The organism is Butyrivibrio sp. TB, assembly GCF_900110805.1.
GTDB classification, from domain to species: Bacteria; Bacillota; Clostridia; order Lachnospirales; family Lachnospiraceae; genus Butyrivibrio; species Butyrivibrio fibrisolvens_C.
On record NZ_FOER01000021.1, the window covers coordinates 24,183 to 42,255 of the forward strand.

At 37.0% G+C, this 18,073-nt stretch carries 15 protein-coding genes; 14 read left to right on the top strand and 1 reads right to left on the bottom strand.

The features are described from left to right. Positions 1 to 35 precede the first annotated feature (35 nt). The 3 genes from BMX21_RS13705 to BMX21_RS13715 are packed head-to-tail and all read left to right on the top strand — an operon-like array spanning position 36 to position 3,860. Positions 36 to 1,067, top strand: coding sequence for a glycosyltransferase family 10 domain-containing protein (locus BMX21_RS13705; RefSeq protein ID WP_092045311.1), 1,032 nt, complete (start codon positions 36 to 38; stop codon positions 1,065 to 1,067). Positions 1,068 to 1,127: 60 nt separating this feature from the next. Next, positions 1,128 to 2,897, top strand: coding sequence for an ABC transporter ATP-binding protein (locus tag BMX21_RS13710; RefSeq protein WP_051199309.1), 1,770 nt, complete (start codon positions 1,128 to 1,130; stop codon positions 2,895 to 2,897). Between the two features lie 18 nt (positions 2,898 to 2,915). Continuing rightward, complete coding sequence (locus BMX21_RS13715) at positions 2,916 to 3,860, top strand: hypothetical protein (protein WP_143057267.1); 945 nt, start codon at positions 2,916 to 2,918, stop codon at positions 3,858 to 3,860. 59 nt (positions 3,861 to 3,919) lie between these two features. Here BMX21_RS13715 and BMX21_RS13720 read toward each other — a convergent pair whose 3' ends face one another. After that, positions 3,920 to 5,056 (bottom strand): glycosyltransferase family 4 protein, encoded by a 1,137-nt coding sequence (locus BMX21_RS13720; RefSeq protein WP_092045315.1) that lies wholly within the window; start codon positions 5,054 to 5,056, stop codon positions 3,920 to 3,922. 123 nt (positions 5,057 to 5,179) lie between these two features. Between BMX21_RS13720 and BMX21_RS13725 the strand changes: the two genes are divergently transcribed. From BMX21_RS13725 to BMX21_RS13770, 11 genes are all read left to right on the top strand, one after another. Then, a complete protein-coding gene (locus BMX21_RS13725) occupies positions 5,180 to 5,902 on the top strand; it encodes a glycosyltransferase family 2 protein (protein ID WP_073388818.1) in 723 nt (240 codons plus the stop codon). Between the two features lie 20 nt (positions 5,903 to 5,922). Next, complete coding sequence (locus BMX21_RS13730; RefSeq protein ID WP_027203402.1) at positions 5,923 to 6,288, top strand: DUF2304 domain-containing protein; 366 nt, start codon at positions 5,923 to 5,925, stop codon at positions 6,286 to 6,288. A gap of 27 nt (positions 6,289 to 6,315) precedes the next feature. Further along, the gene (locus tag BMX21_RS19420) at positions 6,316 to 6,486 is read left to right on the top strand and encodes a hypothetical protein (protein WP_177174046.1); all 171 of its coding nucleotides are present in this window, start codon (positions 6,316 to 6,318) and stop codon (positions 6,484 to 6,486) included. Continuing rightward, positions 6,455 to 7,963 (top strand): DUF2142 domain-containing protein, encoded by a 1,509-nt coding sequence (locus BMX21_RS13735; protein WP_092045317.1) that lies wholly within the window; start codon positions 6,455 to 6,457, stop codon positions 7,961 to 7,963. The genes BMX21_RS19420 and BMX21_RS13735 overlap by 32 nt, the downstream gene beginning before the upstream one ends. Before the next feature lie 12 nt (positions 7,964 to 7,975). Continuing rightward, positions 7,976 to 9,007, top strand: coding sequence for a hypothetical protein (locus BMX21_RS13740; protein ID WP_092045319.1), 1,032 nt, complete (start codon positions 7,976 to 7,978; stop codon positions 9,005 to 9,007). A gap of 40 nt (positions 9,008 to 9,047) precedes the next feature. Continuing rightward, a complete protein-coding gene (locus BMX21_RS13745) occupies positions 9,048 to 10,511 on the top strand; it encodes an MBOAT family O-acyltransferase (protein ID WP_092045321.1) in 1,464 nt (487 codons plus the stop codon). 45 nt (positions 10,512 to 10,556) lie between these two features. Further along, entirely contained in the window at positions 10,557 to 11,945 is a 1,389-nt protein-coding gene (locus tag BMX21_RS13750) for a DUF2142 domain-containing protein (protein ID WP_092045323.1), read from the top strand. A gap of 5 nt (positions 11,946 to 11,950) precedes the next feature. Continuing rightward, positions 11,951 to 13,186: a glycosyltransferase gene (locus BMX21_RS13755; protein ID WP_092045324.1), complete on the top strand. Its 1,236-nt coding sequence runs from the start codon at positions 11,951 to 11,953 to the stop codon at positions 13,184 to 13,186. After that, on the top strand, positions 13,179 to 14,678 hold the full coding sequence (locus BMX21_RS13760; RefSeq protein WP_092045326.1) for a hypothetical protein: 1,500 nt from the start codon (positions 13,179 to 13,181) through the stop codon (positions 14,676 to 14,678). The genes BMX21_RS13755 and BMX21_RS13760 overlap by 8 nt, the downstream gene beginning before the upstream one ends. Before the next feature lie 37 nt (positions 14,679 to 14,715). Beyond that, entirely contained in the window at positions 14,716 to 16,206 is a 1,491-nt protein-coding gene (locus tag BMX21_RS13765) for a hypothetical protein (RefSeq protein ID WP_092045328.1), read from the top strand. Positions 16,207 to 16,295: 89 nt separating this feature from the next. After that, positions 16,296 to 17,942 carry a glucosyltransferase domain-containing protein gene (locus tag BMX21_RS13770; protein WP_177174047.1) on the top strand — a complete coding sequence of 549 codons (1,647 nt, stop codon included), beginning with the start codon at positions 16,296 to 16,298 and terminating at the stop codon, positions 17,940 to 17,942. Positions 17,943 to 18,073: the final 131 nt, after the last annotated feature.

Below are 18,073 nucleotides of genomic sequence, written 5' to 3' on the forward strand. Positions count from 1 at the left end.
CAATAAAAGTATTTAATTTAGTACAAGGCGGACATATGAATATAATTCACTTTTATGCAAGATATTTAAGAGAATCACATAACTGGAACAGAGAACGTGAAGTTACTCGTAACGGTGTTATGACTTTTGCTAATTGGTGGAGAGAAGACCCGCACAAGAACTGGTTTGCAAGATTTATTGACGCTGGAAGCAAAGACCCTGAACGCAGGATTAGGTTCTATAGTATTTTTGGACCATATAGTAAATTAAAAGAAGATTTTGATGGAGCTAAGATATTCTTTTCCGGAGAGAATCTTGAGCAGCCGGTCTATCACAGAATATTAAAGACAGATCCTATAGAAGATAGAATATGGGCTGACAGAAGGAAGCTGTATGGTAATTATGGAGCAGGAGATGTGGATCTTGCTATAGGATTTGGCAATAGGGAAGAGGATTCACTTATGGGATTTGAAGGAAGCAGGAAGACTAAATATATCCGCTTTCCTTTATGGCTTACATATGTTTTTGATCCTGATTGTACTCATGATGATATTAAGAGAACCATTGATGAGATAAATGCAGTTCGTTCCACAGGCAGGAAGGATACTCTGCTTCTTGCATCGCATGATTTCTGGGGGACAAGGTCAGATATCTTAAAGAGTCTAGAAGGTGTATGCGATGTTAGTATTGCCGGTAAATGGCGCAACAACACCAAAGAACTCTGGGAAGATTATAACAATGACAAGAATAAATATCTGTCAGAATTTAAATTTAATATATGCCCTGAAAATGTTGATGCACCGGGATATGTGACAGAGAAGATATTTGATGCTTTTAAATGCGGAGCTATTCCTATATATCAGGGCTGTCTTGGTAAGCCTGAGCCGGATGTGATAAATACAGATGCAGTTCTTTTATGGGACTTCGATGGAGATAATTCAGATACTATATCCTTGATTAAAAAACTAAATTCGGATAATGTATACTATGATAACTTTGTATCTCAGCCCAAATTCAAACCGGATGCGGCAGAGTATGTGGTTGCATGTATGGATGAGCTGAGGCGAAGCTTTGATCAGCTCATCTGATAATAATTGGAAGATCAAGCCTCTTTGATAAGATCCAAAAAGAAGAAAAGGTTTAAATAGATGGACGAACTTAAGAAATTACGAGCTATATTCACTCACAAACAGAAGGCAGATAGTTTAGTGCTGCTCATATATATTGTCATTGGAACAGCATTTGAGCTTTTGGGAGTTTCTATGATCCTCCCTGTTATCAATAGTATCCTTGATAAGGATATCATTCTTGAAAAGGAACCTTATAAGTCAGTTGCAGGACTCCTTGGAATAGATAATCCCAATACTTTTGTTTTTGTACTGCTTATGTCTTTGATAGTCTTGTATATAGTTAAGAATATCTATCTTATCTTTATGTACAATAGGCAGTACAAATATATATATTCTAACATGCGTTTTCTTTCTACCAAGCTTATGCGTTTCTATCTGGGCCAGTCCTATAGCTATCATAAGAAAAAGAATTCATCGGAGCTTCTTAGAAATGTAAATCAGGATGTAGCTGATTTCTTTGGAACTATTCAGGCGCTTGTATTTCTTGCAACAGAAGGTCTGACAGTTACAGCTCTTATAATATATCTCTTTATCAAGGATAAGACTATAACTATTGCAGTTGGCTTTATTCTTGCCATACTGGTACTTCTTTTCTTAAAGGTCTATAAGAAGCACCTTGGACTCATGGGCCAGAAGAATCGTTTCTTTGAAGCCCAGGTCAATAAGTGGGTTCAGCAGGCTTTTAATGGTATTAAAGAAGTTAAAGTCATGAACAAGGAAGATTTTTTCTTCAGAAAATATGATGAAGCATTCGCAGGCAGAGTTAAGAGTGAATACACCTATCACACTATGGTTTCTATTCCTAAGCCTGTTATTGAAGCCGGCGCTATGTGCAGTCTTCTTGGTGCTATAAGTATAAAACTCCTTCTTGGAGTAAATACCCATTACTTTATTCCGACTATATCGATATTTGCAGTTGCATCTATAAGGATGCTTCCGTCCTTTAACAGGATCACAGAGTATCTTGGAACGATTTCTTATCAGAAAGCTGCTATTACTTCTATCTACAATGATTTCCTTGAGATGAAGGAAGTTGAGAAGAGTCAGAACGGCGGTCTTGAAAGAAGTAAGAAGAAGCTCTCTCTTAAGGAAGTGCTGCACCTTCAGAACGTATCTTTCCACTATGATGATTCTGACAGGATGATCCTTGATGATATATCTTTTGACATTAAGAAGAATACGTCAGTGGCCTTCATAGGTCAGTCAGGTGCAGGAAAGACAACTCTTGCAGATATCATACTCGGAGTATTAGAACCATCAGACGGACAGATACTTGCAGATGATATAAACATAGAAGATAAGCTTGATGAGTGGCACAATGCGATAGGTTATATCCCTCAGAATATCTATCTTATGGATGATACTATCGCAAGGAACGTTGCATTTGGCCTTTCTGATGAAGAAATTGATATGGAAAGGCTAGAGCGTGCCTGCCAGAGGGCTCAGCTTACTGATACATTAAAGGATCTGCCAGACGGGCTTAATACTGTAGTGGGAGAGCATGGCGTCAGATTTTCTGGCGGTCAGAGACAGAGAATTGGTATTGCCAGAGCACTTTACAACGAGCCTGAGATACTCATACTGGATGAAGCAACATCAGCACTTGATAATGAAACTGAGGCAGCAGTTATGGAAGCAATCGATGCCCTTCACGGTGAGATGACCCTTATAGTAATCGCACACAGACTCAGCACTATAAGAAACTGTGACTTTGTTTACAAGATAGGTAAAGGTAAGGCACAGCTTCAGCCCAAAGGCGCTTATCAGGGCAATGATATCAGGAAATGATATGTAATCGGAGTTTGAATGAGTTTAAAAGATACCATTAAGAGGACAAGCCTCTTTAAAGCATTAAATGAATATCGTTGGCGAGAGCACATGACACATCCGGGTAGTAAATACCCGGATAAAACTTTTTATGTCATAAGGCGTCATGATATGTATGCAGGACTCTTTTCATTTGTAGCGACCAATATCGCATCTATAAAGCTGTGCCTCGATAATGGATATGTTCCTGTAATAGATATGAAGTCTAGCCGTAATTCGCTTCTTCTACCTGGTGAAGTTGGTAAGATCAACGCCTGGGACAGACTTTATGATCAGCCCTTTGGTTTTGATCTTGATGATGTAAAGATGGCAAGGAATGTGATACTTGGATCTATTCATCCTCCGGAAAACTTTCCTGACTATCGCATGCTGGAAGATGAAGATGAGCTTAAGATGTGGAATGAGCTTGGACGTAAATATGTAAGAGACTGCATGAAAGCTGAAGATATTCAAAAAACAGACGATTACATGAAAGAGAATTTTGGCGTAGATGGAAGAGTACTTGCAGTAGTAGCAAGAGGAACAGACTATATCTCCAAAAAGCCCTGGAATCATCCGATTCAGCCTGATGTTAAGACTATGATAGAAGATGCGAAGAAGCTGATGGAAGAAAAGGAGTGTGACTATCTCTATCTTGCGACAGAGGATAATGCCATATGGGATATGTTTGAAGAAGCTTTCCCAGGGAAGCTGTATAGCTATCAGAAGCAGCACTACGACGTACCCGATGGAAAATATATTGCTGACGTTGCAAATGATATTCAGGCTCCTCTTGAACGTAACAGGGAGTATCTGATATCTATCCTGATCGTATCAAAATGTAACTGCCTTCTTGCGGGGGCATCAGGTGGAACTTACGGTGCACTCCTTATGACAGATGGATATGAATATAAGAATATATATAATCTTGGCAGATATAAGTGATATATCTGCCATTTTTTGATTCATGAATATTTTAACGATTGTAGAAATGAGATTGCTATTTATAACAGTTTTGAATATACGGATAAATGCTTAACGATCATTGTATCTATGTTGTATTTATTTACAACGTATTCTGAGATGGCTTTCTGATCATAGCTTATATAATTTTTTATAAGCTGTTCTAATTTACTGGCAAGATCATCCGCATCTCCCGGTTTGAACAAAAGGCCGAGTTTAAGGTCTCCTTTATCGGTAGCATTCATGATCTCAGCCGGTCCTTCAAGATCTGCCGCAACAGAGGGCATACCTGTAGCAAGAGCTTCAATAAGAGATATCCCGAATCCTTCATAGCGTGATGGCAAGACAAATATATCTTTGTTTGCAAGAAGTTTAGGGACATCATCCACATTGCCTAAAAATGTGAAGTGCTCAGTTAAGTCCTTATCCTGAATATATTTTTGGAGCTTGTCATAGCTTTCCTGCTGACCTTTAAATATATCTCCTGCAAATGTAACATGAATATTTGAAATTTTAGGTACAAGCTTTTCTATAGCGTATACTAAAAGGTCTTGTCCTTTTTTATCAGGATAAAAGCGGGCAACATTAAGGATTTCTATCTTACTTGAGATTATAGGACTGTTCTTAACTTCTGTATTAAAAGCAGTGTGCCTTTCGGCATAGTGGAATCTCTCGGTATCAATTGCATTATGGATCGTTATAACTTTATCTGCAGGAACATTCCTAGTCAGAATTTCAGCTTTGACAGAATCTGATATAGCTATAGTCTTATCAAGGAATAGATTCCCAAGCCATACCTTGAGATTGGAATATTTGGGATAATTGCCGCTGTCGTGGACTGTGTTTATGATAACAGGTCTGTGAATTCCTATTTTGCAAAGACCTGAGAAAATAACACAGTTTATGCCATGACAATGAATTACATCTATATGATTATTGCGGACATACCTTGCTAGTCTCTGCATAAATTTGAAGTTATTTCTATTACCGACAGGACGCTTAAGCTCCAAAACAGTAACTTCCGGATTGAGGGCATCCATTATAGACTTTGTCTTATCGTCATTGATGACGCATAGCCAGACCTTATGTCCTTTTTGGATAAGGGAATTGGACATGTCTACAATAAGTCTTTCAATTCCACCTACATTAAATGAAAATATTTCAAACATGATATTCATGAGAAAGCCACCTTGAGAGTAAGATTAACTGTATTGTACCACTTTCAGCTAGGTGGTTCTATCTAAGAAATATATTTGGCTTTTTTGTGTTTTTGTGGCAATATATATGAGGGAGTTTAGCTTATGAAGTGTTTACTGATAGTTCCTGCCTTCAATGAAGGCTCGAATGTCGAAAAGGTAATAAATACAATTAAAGAAAAATGTCCTCAGGCTGATTATCTTGTCGTAAATGACTGTTCTACAGATAATACAAAGGAAGAGCTTGGACGTATCAAAGCCTCATATATTTCAGGGTGTGTCAACCTTGGGATAGGCGGGGCTGTTCAGTGTGGATATAAATATGCCTTGAAGAATGGATATGATATAGCTATTCAGGTAGATGGAGACGGTCAGCATGATGTTAGCTATGTAGCTGAGATGGTCAGGATAATCGAATCCGGAGAAGCTGATATTGTGATCGGATCCAGATTTATAGACAAGGAAGGATTTCAGTCATCAGGCGCAAGGAGGACAGGAATTAAATTCCTGTCAGGACTCATTTTCCTTATGACAGGAAAGCATATCAAGGATGTTACCAGCGGTTTTAGAGCGGTTAATCGAAAGTTTATAGAAGTTTATGCTGATGATTATCCGGACGATTATCCGGAGCCTGAAGCCATAGTTATGGGACTTGTAAATGGTGGCCGTATCAAAGAGATGCCGGTTATGATGCAGGAGCGAATTGGTGGTACAAGCTCTATTAATGCAAAGAGAGCTGTTTACTACATGATCAAGGTATCACTTGCTGTAGTTATCAGAAGGATAAGCCTGGGACTTAGAACTCCGGGTAGTAGAATGTTTTCATGAGTAGGTAGGGAGGATAGATCGTGATAGGTGGATCACTTAGACTGACACTTATTGTTGTTCTCATAATATATTTTGTTATTATTTTGAAGCTTCTTAAGGATAAGGCTTTATCTTTAAAATATTCACTGACCTGGATATTTAGCGGAGTAGCCATGCTTATCCTTGTTATCTTTCCCCAGATTCTTCTTTGGGTATTTTCCAAGATAGGAATTCAGGGATACATGAATGGCTTTTTCCTCATGTGTATTGGATTTGCGATTATCATCATGATGTCACTTACATCTATTGTATCAAGGCAGAATCGTAAGATTCGTACCCTTATTCAGGAAAATGCGATACTTGAAAAACGTATACGTGAAATAGAAGAGATCATTAAAAACTCATAATACGTCTGGGATGTCAGGAAATAATCTATGGAAGTGAAGAAAAAAATATTTTGCAGGATAATCGCATATGTTATATCAGCCATATTGTTTGGCTTTTATGTACTTATGCTTGTACGTAGCATAAATCCTCAGACTACAGATGATTATCGTATGAGATATCTGGAAGATGGATATTTTTATGGTCAGCAGGATGAATGAGAAGATGAAGAAGAAAATAGTTGTTTTTGCAATATTATTTATAATGCTGTTGATCTGGTGGCGAGTTGAATACAAGGATTCAGTTACCGGATTTTATGAACAGGCAGTTGAAGCGGGAGAGCAGACCTTTACCGCTTCTATTTCTGATGTAAGATTTATTGTTATGACCAACAATGATCCTGCGCTTAAAGACAGATTGGATACGGAGGATGTATCAGTTGGTATCACTATCTGGTCAGATGATGGGGAGTATTATGATGCTGTTTCACAGCCTCTTTCCATTCATACTAACGGATATACCAGTACAGAAAATACTAGGTTTGAAGATCTTCCATTTAATCTTACAGTAGGTAAGCAGTACAATATCGCATATTCTGCCCAGCTTCAGGATGGTACTCCTGTAGATCAGTTATCATTCCTTCTTTATGGTGACAATAGAAGTGTGGATTTATATAGTTTTGTGCTGATACTTATGATAGCTTTAGTATTTGCTCTGATGATCTTTACTCCTTGGAAGTTTGAAGTTCGTTTTTCTCTTGTTTGGGCTTTGATGCTTGTACTTGCCATGGTCATCATGCCGGGACTCATGACAGACAGAGGAAGTGATTCGGCTCTGGCAGATTCTGAAAGATCAGCATTTGCAACCAGTTATGCCATGTCCAATGGAATTCTTGGCAGTGAGAAGACAGATGATGAAGGATATGTCTATATTAAAGAGAGCGGTATTCGTAACATTGGCTATAGCATATACGGAGTTCCGCTTATAAGATTCTGGCTCGATGATAGTTATGGAAATTACAGATCTGAAGGACAGGTTAGCTATTTGTTTAAGACAGATGATGGACTTCACTTGTTATCTGTTCCTTCTGCTTTAGTAGTTACTGCTCTGCGTGCTGTATCTGCCAGATATAAATGGATTATTATTGGTGGATGGCTTACAAGCGCATTTATTACATTTGTACTTGTTCTTATAGCTATGAGGATAGCGCCTGATCACAAGAGATTTATAGGACTTCTTATGTGTCTTCCATCAACACTTATGATGGCAATGTCATATTCAGGTATGGGAATTCTTATAGGTCTTGGACTGGTTATATTTGCACTTTTTAGTAAAAAGCTTGAGCCTGACCATTCTAAGATGGTTTCCTGGATACTTGTTGCTTTTATTGCAGTATGGGCTTTGATATATACATTTGCTCATTGGAATCTTTCGTCTATTCATACCTTTGTTGGAGCTGTATTGGGATTATTTACATCTTTTGATAATTGGCTGTTTACTATAGCGGCATATGATAATGAGTCTTTATATGATGTTTCAGTATTGCCGGCATACCTTATGCTTATTTGCTTATGTTTGATATCACCTTTATGTAGTAAGTGGACAGGGAATATGTCAGAACGTAAGAAGAAAGTAATCGAAGCTGTTTTTATAGGTCTTTCATGTCTGATGATCCTGATAAGATATAATCAGTTCTGATAACGGAAGTATATGAAGAAGATAGTAAAGGTAGTTACTATTGCTGTAGCAATAGCGCTTGTGCTTATAGCGATCAAAAATGAATATGCCAGGTTCCTGATGCAGGATGCTTCTTATGGTATGCCTGCTGTTATTGCTGAGGACAGGGAATATAGAGATAATGCAGATGATCAGGGAGTGACTTTGTTTATAGGGTCTTCTATGTTCAGGCAGGGACTTGATATTTATAGTCTGGAAGAGAGGCTTGATGGAAGGAACTATATTTTGTCCTATAACGGTAATGATCCGGCTCTTGAATATCTTGAGCTTGAGTATCTGATAGATAATGATGTCAGGATCGCCCATCTGTATATGGATATGTATACAGGCTCTATGATTAAGTCTCCCTGGGTAAGCGATGATCTTATTTTCCTTCAGACTGATACTGAGTTTAAGCTTAAAGTCTGGAATAATATCAAGGCTGATGCCGGATTCTCGGATTTTTGGGAAATGTTTGTATCAAGCGGCAATGATCTGTTATTGTCCTGGCCTGTATATAATACGGTAGCAAGTAGTGTGTTTTACAGAGGCGGTAATATATCACAGACAGCATCTGTTAACGGTGAGTTTCAGGAAAATGTCGCTAATGATAATAATACATATGTAGCTTCTCCTTATGAAGATCTGGAACCTGGTGATGGATTTAATGATGAACAGATTAGCTATATTCGTAAGATCATAAAGCTTTGCAGAGATAATGAAATAGAGATTACTTTTATAGAGACACCCAAGTATATATCTTATGGTATCAGCAGAGAGTATATGGAAATGATATATAAGTTTGCATTGATACTTGAGGAGGAAAATACACAGTATTATCTTTCCGGCACCTCAAAGGCATCTATTCCGACAGATGCTAAGCTGCCACATCTTAAAGGTACTGTTGAATTTGATAATAGTAAAGCAGATTATTATATCGATCCTATTCATTTGTCACCAAGCGGGAGAACTTTGTACACCCAAGAACTGGCAGAGATTCTTAACGATCGTTTTCAGGATAGTTAAAGATTCTGGATCATTTTAATTAAAACATAGAGGGACTGAATTGAACGTTTTTAATGAGCTGGGCCTTTTATTGGGGAGTGATATTTTTATATTCCTGATATTCTGTCTGGCAGCAGTAGCTGTTAACTATATATTGCCTGTGAAGCTGCGAAACTATTGGATCCTTGCAGTAGGAATCGTGTTCTATGCTTTGTGTGATCTTAGGTTCCTTGCGCTTATTGCTGCTGAAATAGTGGCTAGTTTCTATGCAGGACTGTATTTTGGACGTAAGAGCGTTGGTAAGAAGAAACTTATTTTTATTACCATGATCTTTGCGGGAATACTCGTATTTTTCAAATTCTCATCAGCAGTTATCTCTGATTTTGATATTGATATTATAAAAGTGGCTATTCCTATTGGTATTTCATATTATACCTTCAGGATACTAAGTTACCTTTTTGATGTATATAAAAAGAGAAGGGAAGCAGAAGAAGACTTTGTCATTTATGCTGTGTATGTATCCTTTTTCCCACACCTTCTGTCAGGACCTATTGCAAGATCCGAGGGTATGACGGAGAGTCTTCATAAGGGACTTAGATATGATAAGGAATTGTTTGCAAGGGGCGTCATTCTGATAATATCAGGCCTTTTTAAGAAAGCGGTAATAGCAGACAGGATGAGTGGTTATGTGAATCTTGTATTTACTAATCCTGAGTACTATCCGGGGCTTGCATTATGGATCGGCGCAATCCTTTATACAATACAGCTTTATTGTGATTTTGGTGGCTATTCAGAAGTTGCTATCGGCATTACCAATATGTTTGGTATGAAATGTGAAAGTAACTTTAACAGGCCTTATCTGTCTGGCTCCATGCGTGAGTTCTGGAGAAGATGGCATATATCCTTTTCCAGATGGCTGACAGACTATATATATATACCGCTTGGAGGCAGCAGAGTAAAGAAGTCTAGACATATCCTTAACACAATGATAACCTTTGCAGTATGCGGACTTTGGCACAGATGTAGTCTTAATTACCTTATGTGGGGCTTATATCATGGAGTGATGAACTTGCTATCACCAAAGTATAAGAAGAAAAGTAAGGAACTTTCAGGACTTCCGGATGACTCATGGAGCTTTTCAAAATTATGGAAGAAGATACCTGGTATCGTTTTGACTTTCTTCTTTGCAATGACTGGTTGGATATTCTTCAGAGCTGATAGTCTGGCGATCGCGCTTAGGTATATAGCCAGAATGTATACAAGCTTTAGTCTTAGTATTGCTGATATTCAGAATTCAGTATTCATATTTACAAGTGATATGACAAGTGCATCCTATGCGATAGTCCTGTTTATTATGGTTCTTATTCTGCTTATCAAAGAGCTTCAGGATGAAAACATGGAAGCTATGCTAACAGGTGAAGATATAGTGTTCAGGCACCAGATACGATGGACCGGTGTTTTTGTAGTATGCATTATATTATTTGGTGTTATAGGTAAGGCCAGTTTCCTGTATGCGGGATATTGATCTGTGGAAGATCTGAATTGGCCGTATTTTGGAGTTTATATTTTTATGACAGATAACAAAATGAATTTAAAAAAGAGTCTTATATTTATAGCAGTGATCATGTGCCTTGGTATTATTTGTACACTTGCCATGGCTCCTCTTTGCGTACCTGATGAAGAGATACATTTTAATGATGCATTATATATATCTAATCAGATGCTTAAAGCTGTAGGACGTAATGATCTAAGAATACCTGCAGCAATGGATCAGATATTGAGTTTTAGAGATGGGAATCAGACAGTCTCTTTCTGGACCGATTGGGCTACTGGGCAGGAACTGGTAGATTCAAAGTTTGGTACTTCATGGGAAGGTACAATGCCATCATTCCCATACATTTGGTCAGGACTGTTTCTTGCTATAACAAGGTTTTTGGGTGCTCCATATCAGGTAATACTGATCGTTAGCAGACTTGCTAATCTCCTGTTTTTTGCTCTTATTGCAGCGCTTTCTATCTATGTTTGCCCTCAGATGAAGTGGGCGATAATGACAGTATCATTTCTTCCCTCAACTGTATGGGGAGTTAATTCTTTTTCTTATGATATGTGGAATACAGCTTTTGCTGTGTTGTATGTTGCTTATATAGCACGTTGTATGACACTTGATAAGATAAAGATCAGGAACATTGTTGGGATATTCATTTTTATGATGCTTTTTCTTCCAACGAAGTTTATCTATTTCCCAATGGCTTTGCTTATTTTTATGCCGTCTTATAAGAAACTGGACAGAAAGGATAAAAGGAACATTATTATATTTGGAGGCGTAGCGCTTACCTTAGTAGGAAGCGTTCTCTGGTATTTACGAGGACCTGAAGTTATAGCATATTTTAGTAATTGCTTTGATTTAAGAGCTCAGGCTGATTATTCCAATGTATATACTCTTTCAACTATTATTCACCATCCGTTTCATGTTTTCTATGTTATAGTTGCAACATTTATTGAGTATACTCAGCATTTCATTATCAAGAGTATATGCGGAGAAAATTACAGTCAGCATGTTCCGGGATTTTTTCAGTTTGCTATTATAGTAGTTTTCGTTTTACTGATGTCAGGATCTGTTAATATCAGGAGAACGGATAAAACTTTCACAGAGAATGACGTTACTGCATTTCGTAGTATTAGGGCAAGGCTAATTGCAACGTTTATATATGTGATCAATTCAATTGGATTTGCTATTGCATTTCTGCTTATGTTCAATATTTACAGTGAAGGTGAGTTCCGTCTTATTGTGGGAATGCAGGGAAGATATTATCTTCCGCTTTTAATGCTGCTTCCTTTTATTCTTAATAACCGTTTCTGGAAGCCTGATGAGAAGACTATGAAGAAGTTAATGGTAGCACTTATAGTTCTTAATGTTGTTGTTACCTTCTGTAAGTTTGCAGGAGTTATGGAGACCTGATACGGATGACCAAGACTAAACTTATCCAGATAAATACTGTGTGCAATACCAGCACAGGTCATATTATGGGTGACATAGCAAGAGGAGCAAATGAAGCTGGCTTTGATACTATGATCATATATGGAAGAAGGATGCCATTTGATGATCTTAATTGTGTAAAAGTTGGGAATAGTGCTTTTTTCTGGCTTCATGTTGCGCTTACAACGGCATTCGACCTTCAGGGACTTGGTTCTATACTTATAACGCGTAAGATCGTTAATATATTAAGACGAGAGAATCCTGATATTATTCATCTTCACAATATACATGGTTACTACCTGAATTATCCGATTTTATTTAAATATCTTAGAAATGAGTTTAAAGGCAGGGTCTTTTGGACGTTGCATGACTGCTGGGCATTTACAGGTCACTGCGCACACTATGTTGCAGCAGAATGTGATAAGTGGAAGACAGGATGCAGTCACTGTCCTTGCAAAAATGAATACCCTATAAGCTGGGGATTGGATTCATCTAAGGGTAATTATGCAAGGAAGAAGAAATTCTTTTCCGGGATTCCCAATATGACGCTGATCGTACCTTCAGACTGGCTTAAAAGTCAGGTACAGGAGTCGTTTCTTAAGGACTATCGTACAATAGTTGTTAATAATGGAATAGATGTACAGCGCTTTAGCTATAATAAGTGTGAAGATATAAGGGTTAAATATGGAATTGCCGAGGATAAGAAGATAATCCTTGGTGTATCAAGTGTATGGAATCGCAAAAAGGGATTTGATGATTTCATTAAGCTTTCCGAAGTCCTTCCGGATGATTATGTCATCGTTCTTGTAGGACTTAGTCCTTCACAGAAGGTTACACTTCCCAAGAATATTGTCGGTGTTGTAAAGACGGCTGATCAGGATGAACTTATAAAGCTTTATTCGGAAGCTTACATTTTCATGAATCCTTCACTTGAAGAGTCATTCTCTCTTGTAACTGTTGAAGCTATGTCTTGTGGCCTTCCGGCTATAGTTCTTGATACCAGCGCGGTTGGAGATCTTGTAAGTCCTGAAGTGGGAGTGGTTCTTCACGAACATGAGAGCGAAGATTATCTTAATGCTATAAAGCATATAGATGATAAGCTTAAAGCAGGAGAATATGATCGAAGCTCTATATCAGAATATGCCGGTAGGTATTCAAAGGCATCTATGATAAATAGCATGCTTAAAATATATAATGAGAATAGAGATAAAGACTATGAATAAGCGTATATTAAAAAATAAATCCGATGTTTTTAAAATACTTATGATCGTGTATCTGGTGATAATGGCTGTTCTTTTTGCAAGTTATTATTATGCAGATTTCAGAGAGGTATCATGTGTCGGTATTAACTTTTGGGATATTCTGTTCAGAGGAGATCTTCTTCATTTCTATGATCAGGATTTTATTTATGATGGAATTCAGTTCTTCCCTAACTATAATATCCTGATGTATATGATCTTTGCAGTATGGAATCTGCCAACCTGGATTGTTACAAAGGTTTCAAATGTTGATGTTTATAATTCTACGCTTTGCCTTCTATGGATGAAAAGTATAACACTTATCTGGACAGCTGCTTTCATGTGGACTTTCACCAGACTGATAAAGGTATGTATAAAGGAATCTTCTAAAGAAGGCAGTATTGATAGGGAATCATACGAAGATATAATGTTTTGTGATCCTGTCAGAACCGGAGCGGCATTGTTTTTGTCATCAGCTTTCTATATGAGCGCAGTAGTTATCTGCGGTCAGTACGATATTATCAGCATGACATTTGTGATGCAGGGAATACTTCATTATATTACAGAAGATAAGATAAAGCGTGGCTATAATGTCTTTTTCATCCTGTATTTTGCAATTGCTCTTCCTCTTAAGATGTTCGCACTTCTTGTATTTATTCCACTTCTTCTTTTGAAAGAAAAAAGGGTTTACAAGATCGTTGTAAATGGAATACTTGTGTATCTTCCAACTTTACTTTTAAATAAGGTATTTCCGGTTAAGTATGTTATTAATCCTGAAGTTGCAGAAGGACTCACCTTGTCTTCAGCTAATTCTTATGACATGAGTCTTCTTCCGTTGTATGTAGATCTTTATGATTTCATAAACATAGGATTTGGAGTTTTGTTCTTATATGTATTTGCGGAAGTGATCTTACTGATCATATGCTATATGTTTGATCTGAATAAGTCAGATTCTAAGATTAAGTGGATAATTTATGTTTGCTTTATGACTTATTTTAATCAGTTTGTACTTGCATATTCACATCCGTACTGGCTCCTTATGATAGTTCCTTTTATAGTGATAATGATATTACTTAACAGGAAATACATGTATATAAATATTCTTATAGACACAGTAATGTGCCTTGGAATGCTCCTTGCACAGATGTTCTTCTTCACCTGGGCATATACAGGAGAGATTGTGATGAGGTCTTTCTGGAGATACATTACAGGTTCTAAACATGAGTTTGTGTCGCTTACAGAATTTTCAGCACGCTTTGTGGCCGACGATCGCCTGCAGACTTATGCTACAGGTATAGGACTTACTATATTTACTGCTGGAATGTTGGTATTTGCAGTGATCAATTGTCCGCCTATATACAAGAGACTTAAGATCGTAGATTATGAAGAGAAAGTAACTACATGGCTTTTTCCGGCAAGACTACTTGGTTGTCTTGTGTTTGGAATGATTCCTTTAGTATTGTATTTCCTTGTATGACGATTAAAAATCAGAATGGAAGAAGAGAAATAATTAAATGCAAAGAATAAAACTATCCTCTATAGCGAACAAATTGAAAGAAGTATTCGGGTATTTTAAAACCTTAAAAGTCATTGATGCTGTATTACTGGCTGCAGCTTTACTGTTTAGCTTTCTGACTATGTACTATGCAGATATTACAGTTACCGGACAATATGGACTGACTTTCTGGGACTCGCTTTTTGATGGGAAGATCCTTAGTTTTTATGAGAATGCTCTTTCATCTGGTGTAGCTCCAGAAGGTGCAGTATATGATATCGGAACTTACATAATATTCGGCATTTGGCAGCTCCCTATATGGATACTTAATAAGGTGCTTGGTGTCAGTGCTCTTTCTGTAGGTGCGCTGTTATGGCTAAAGTTACTTCCGGTTCTTTTTCTGCTACTTACAACATATGAAACGGCAGAGCTTTCATTTAAGCTGGGGATCAGTGATACTCTTAAAGCTCAAGTGGGAATTGTGTTTCTTACATCTCTCATTACATATTTGCCAGTTATGGTAGTGGCTCAGTATGATGTAATACCTTTGTATTTTATGGTCAGAGCGATAAATGCATATGTTGACAGAGATGACAAGAGTTTTTATATAAGCTTTGCAATATCTATGACAGTGAAACCTTTGACTATACTTGCGCTGTTTGTGCTAATAATCCTTAGGGAGAAGAATGTCGTAAGGATTGTCGTAGATCTTATAAAAGGATCATTTTTGATGATAATATGTAAGGCTGTTTATTCTATGAATGAAGCTTATAAGTTAAGCTGTAGCGGGTTCCTTCAGAAAAATATGCCTTCACTTTTTGATGCATCAGTTAATATGGGAAGACTGGGTAATGCTTCACTTTTCATAATAGGGCTTATAGTAGTATATCTTGTGGCATATTTTGATGAATCATATCTTGATGCATCAAAAGAAGGAGCAGTAGCAGAACATATTAGCATTGACAGGAAAGCTTTATTGTATGTATTTGGGGTATGGGCTGTATTTGTTGCATTCGCATCTGCAACCTGTTATTGGACTATATATATGGCTCCATTTGTGATACTTGTATGTTTCATGTGTGGCAGATATCTTGATAAAGTACTGCTTGTTGAAACTATTATGGAATGTGCCCTTACGGTTCTTATGGTTTTAAGCTTTAGCTGGGTATATGGCGGAGATATGACTTATGGTTATCTTATTCTGAAAGGTTTTTGTGGCAAGGCTATTGCGGGCGAAGATGGCAAGACTATAGCAGGGCTTTTAAATTGGATATTATCGACAGAAGAGCTTGGCCCGGCTATATGTGGAGTGTTTGTTGCTTGCTTGGTTACGATTGGAATATTGGCATATAGATTCATAAGGAATAGGACAGCCAGGAATGAAGATTTTTCCGAGAATGAGAAAAACTTGCTTGATAGATGTAATTTATGGATCATCCGTCTTAGAATAGTTATTATATGTGGATGGGTAATAGCTACTCTTGGAGCTTTATATATGACAGGAATTTAAAACATATGAGGTGACTTTAATTTTGGTGATAACTTCATATATATTGATTGGTTACAAGAATTATAGGATTTGGTGATGTGATGGACTTGATGATTAAAGAGTTTCTTGATTCTGTGAAAATTAGAAAATATCTTACGAAGGATAGGATGCTTGTATTTGTTACAGGAATTATATCCGGACTTATTGCACATGTATATTATATGGTTAATAGATTAGCAAGTGATGATATGGTTGTAATAAACTATTCTGATAATCCATATAATGTGATCAATTATATTTTGAGCGGAAGTGCTACAGGGAGATGGTTGGGGTCAGTAGTGGATCTTATTATGACCTGGTATAGATCATTCTATGTAGCGGGATGGATTACTGTTGTTCTAATGGCTTTTATATCACTTTTTCTTATCAGCTGTTTTGATATTAAAAGTAAGACGGGCATGTTAATAACAACTATTTTAATTGAGGCATCTCCTGTAACTCAGGGGTACGTGGTACTTGGAGAGATATCTTACGTCTTTGCATCTTTATTTGCTGTTATTTCAGCATGGTTTATTATTAGGCGAAGAGGTACACTTTCGGCATGGATTAAGGCTTTCGTATGTCTTGGAATTGCACTTGTGATCATGCCAACCAATATGTCCTGTATGCTCACAACTATTTTATTGTGGGTTATATCAGAGCTTGCCTATAGTGATCAAAATAATATTCATGATATTATGAGGTTGATATTAAAGATATTTGGGATATTGTTTCTTGGAGGAATGTTCCTTCTTTTATCATCACTGTTGTTGATGAATATCGGTAGTATATCTAGTACTGGATATCAGGGAGCCGAGCAAGCTTTAAGTGGTTCTTTTATTTTACAACTGCCTCTTAATCTGATTCAAGTATATAAGAAGTTTATAGTTCAGGGATTATGGAAAATTCAGATTGTGCCGATTCTGAGGTTTACTTTCTACTTATCCTATTTGATAGACTTTGCTCTTATATTTGTTTTGTGGAGAAAAAGCAGAAAAGATGGAATAGAAGCCCCTGTGAAAAGAGCAGTATTAATCGGGGCGGGCGTTATTCTTGTCCCTGTTGCATTATGTACCATAACTTTATTAAGTTACGGATTTATGTATAGGGGACAGCATAGATTCCCTCTTATGATTCTGATAGTTGGTGGAATCATGCTTATAGAGAAGACTTCGAGAATTTATGGTAGTTCATTTAGAAGCAATGTTAAGAAAGTATGGAACTTATGTATTATAGCAATAATTAATAGTATATTCATGATTTATGGTTTCTTTCTCTATGATAATATTGGTTATCAGATGCAGCATTATGTAATGGAACATGATTCGGCATTATGCATCAGAATTTTATCAGCACTTGATGCAAGAGATGATTTTGAATATTCAGATCCGGTATATTTCCTTAATATTACTACATGGGACGAAAATGAAGCAGTAACAGATGCTAAATATGAACCAGAGTTATATTCTGTAATATGGCCGGTTGTTACTACTAATCTGTATTGTTATGGAGATGGTTCTGTAAGAGGCCATATGAGAAATTATGAAGGTGTTCAATTTGTAAGTCCGTCGGAAGATATTCAGAATGAAATAATAAATTCAGGTTTAAGTAAAGAGTTTGATAATCTTAAAGCGTGGGATTTTGCTATGACATTTTATAAAGGAGTTACCGTAGTTGTAGTCAAAACAGTAATGCCACCGAATGTATTGTATGGGTAAGATGTTATAGGATGCAGGTTTTATCCGGTGCGTCGTCATAATTGCTTTATTTGACAAACGCATTTATAATGTTTAACGGATATGCCTTATTATAATTACAATAAGGATTAAAGAATGCTAATAAGCTCATA